We start from the raw sequence: 2,724 nt of genomic DNA, 5'->3' as shown, positions 1-2,724 counted from the left end.
TTTTGTATCACCGAAATGTCACCTTATGGCAGATTTTCGGTGGATTTCATTCAGAAATCAGCAAAAAACTTTAGGAGGTTTTTTTTATGCACTATAATGTTCTTCGCCGTTCAATCAAAACAAAGTCAAAATCTGTTTACAGATGGTATTATTCTTATATCGATTCGGAAACTGGAATTAAAAAACAAAAAGTCATTCCTGATTGCAAGAGTAGGGCAGAAGCCTACGCATTTATAAGTTCGCTTCCAGATTTGGACCGAAAAAAAGTTCTGCTAAAAGACATCGCAAAAGATATGTTTAGTCCTGGAAGTAACCATGTGGAGCGACTTTCGGAACACGGAAGAAATTTAACTTTTGAAACTCTGCAAAGACATCGTGGACTCTTGGATAAAATCGTTACTGCTTTTGGCGAGATGGAATTAAAAGATATTACGCCTGCTATCGTTGATAATTATCTTAGGTCGCTTGAGAAACGCTCAGGAGCGTGGAAAAACTCTTTTTTGGAAACGATGTCGTACATATACAAAGAGGCCCCGTTTTGCGGCTGTGAGGGCCTTATAAAGCCAAATTTCATGCGTTTTGCAAGAAATACGAAAAAGGCTGATATATTGACGACAGAAGAATTGAACCGTTTCTTTGACAATTCATTATGGGATAATCCTCGTGACCATCTAATTTTTCTATGTATTGCGTCCTTTGGTTTAAGGCTTGGTGAATCGAGGGCGTTGCAGCTTCGTCAGTTCATTTTTGATAAGAATGCAGTTGTGATAGACGGCTTTTGTAAGCAAAACGGTGAGCGAACTGATTACAACAAAAAAGGGTCAAATGAAGATAAGAAATGGCGTGTTGCCGTTGCTCCAGATTCAACGATGCAGCTTGTTTATAACTACAGTGTTTTAAATCACATTCAGGAAGAGGATTATATTTTCGTTCGGGAAGGAAAAAGACCTCTGCGCAAGGAATATCTTGAAGATGTGTTTGAACGCCAGCTGAAAAAAGTCGGAATCGAAAAGAACGGTAGAAAACTTGTTCCCCATTCTCTGCGCTTTACTTATGTCACAAGGATGCGCCGGGACTTGCCAGCGGAACTTGTGCAGAAGACTGTCGGTCACACATCTGTTGAGATGACCGAATACTACACAAAAGCTGCGATACCAGAAATGGTGGCGGCAATTCCTGAAATGGTTGAGGCTGTAAAGTCGGCTAACGGGGCGGCTAACAGGCTATTTGAGTATAAATTGTATATCCTGATATACAATTTTTGCAAAATTTTGTTTATTGGACTATCAGGGCATCCGCATTAAAATAACTTAATGACTCTATCCAGATAATCTTCGCATTTATCGCAAATGTGCTGCTTTTGAGAAATTGTAATGTTCTTGGATTTTATGACATCCGAAAAATCTGCTTGCTTCAGAAGATTCATTGCGATTTTTCTAATGACATTAAGATTTTGAGCCGCATTATCCTTTCTTACAAGGCAGTGATCTTCATCAAAAATATTGTCCAAAACCCAATGAAGATTATTTTCAACGCTCCAGTGCGATCTTAAAGCATTGGAAGCCTTCGAAACATCGGTTAAAGATGTCAAAAAATACCTTCGTTCTGTTGATTTTTGCCCTGTCTTTTTGTCAGTCCGCTCTGAGACCACCATCCCGATTCCGTTCAGGTTTGTCCATTCGCTTTTTTCCTCCAGCCATCTGAGGTTCGTGCAGAGATAGCTGCTTCTTTTCTCAATTCTTCCGTGCCCGAATTCGATTTCGCTCTCGGTATGCTGAATCTTGTACCGCTCGCAGTATTGCTCGTCAAGCTCGTGCTCGAACAGCGATTTCGCATCCGCATGGATTTTCTCCTGGTTTCCCTTGAGCGAAATGACATAATTCGATTTTTTCTCCGTGATTTTTTCGGCGATTTTCTTCTGGCATCCCATCGCGTCTATGGTCACAATCACGCCTTTTAAGTCCAGGAGTTCCAGAAGTTCGGGTATCGCCTTGATCTCGTTTGATTTCTCATCTGTTTTGACCTGACCGAAGCAGACCCCGAGATTTGTCGCCCATGCCGAGACTACATGAGAAGCCTTGTGAGGTGTTTTCTCCGGCGATTCCGGCAGATATCTGGAGTTCCTGATTGTTTTTCCGTCTATGGCTATGACCTCATCTTCCCCAACTTTATCCCCGAATGTTTCTTTCGCGTATCTGACGAACGCGTTTTCCAGTTCTTTTGAATCAATCCGTGCCAGAACCCGCAGTATCGTGTCGCTTCCTGGAATCCCGTTTTCCAGTTTCAGATATTTTTTCAGTGCGTTTATGCTCATTTCAGCATAGAAATGAATCTCTTCTATTGTCTTATATCCGCACAGAATACCGAAAAACACAATCATGAGAATATCTACAAGTTTGTGTTTGGTTCGTCCCTCTATTCTGTCGTCCGTGATTTCTTCGAATGTTTCCTCCAATGTCATTTTTACTACCCGAAGTTATTTTATCATCTCGCCTAATCTTTAAATACAATACTTGTTAAGAATTCAATTGCAGAGTGCTTTTGATGCGGATGCCCTGCGACATGACTTTCAAGGTCTTTTTTAATGCGGGATGCTGTGATAAAATGAAATCTGACGAGGAAAAATCTTTCTTCAAGTTCCTTAAAGGCGAAGCCGCAGACTCTGATTTCACGAAGAGCATTGAGGAGAAAGTGGCATGGGCAAAAGCCAACAAAAAATGGAGG

General features: G+C 41.1%; 2 protein-coding genes. One reads left to right on the top strand and one right to left on the bottom strand.

The window, feature by feature from the left end; translation table 11 throughout:
- The first annotated feature begins 86 nt into the window (after positions 1–86).
- Entirely contained in the window at positions 87–1,304 is a 1,218-nt protein-coding gene (locus Q0Q74_RS14175; RefSeq protein ID WP_294431926.1) for a site-specific integrase, read from the top strand.
- Here Q0Q74_RS14175 and Q0Q74_RS14170 read toward each other — a convergent pair.
- On the bottom strand, positions 1,301–2,461 hold the full coding sequence (locus tag Q0Q74_RS14170) for an ISAs1 family transposase (RefSeq protein ID WP_294431924.1): 1,161 nt from the start codon (positions 2,459–2,461) through the stop codon (positions 1,301–1,303). The two genes, Q0Q74_RS14175 and Q0Q74_RS14170, sit on opposite strands and share 4 nt — an antisense overlap.
- Positions 2,462–2,724 lie beyond the last annotated feature (263 nt).

This window comes from uncultured Treponema sp., assembly GCF_946187725.1.
Lineage (GTDB): Bacteria > Spirochaetota > Spirochaetia > Treponematales > Treponemataceae > Treponema_D.
The sequence above is the reverse complement of the archived record's forward strand: the minus strand, read 5'-3'. Positions and strand labels throughout refer to the sequence as shown.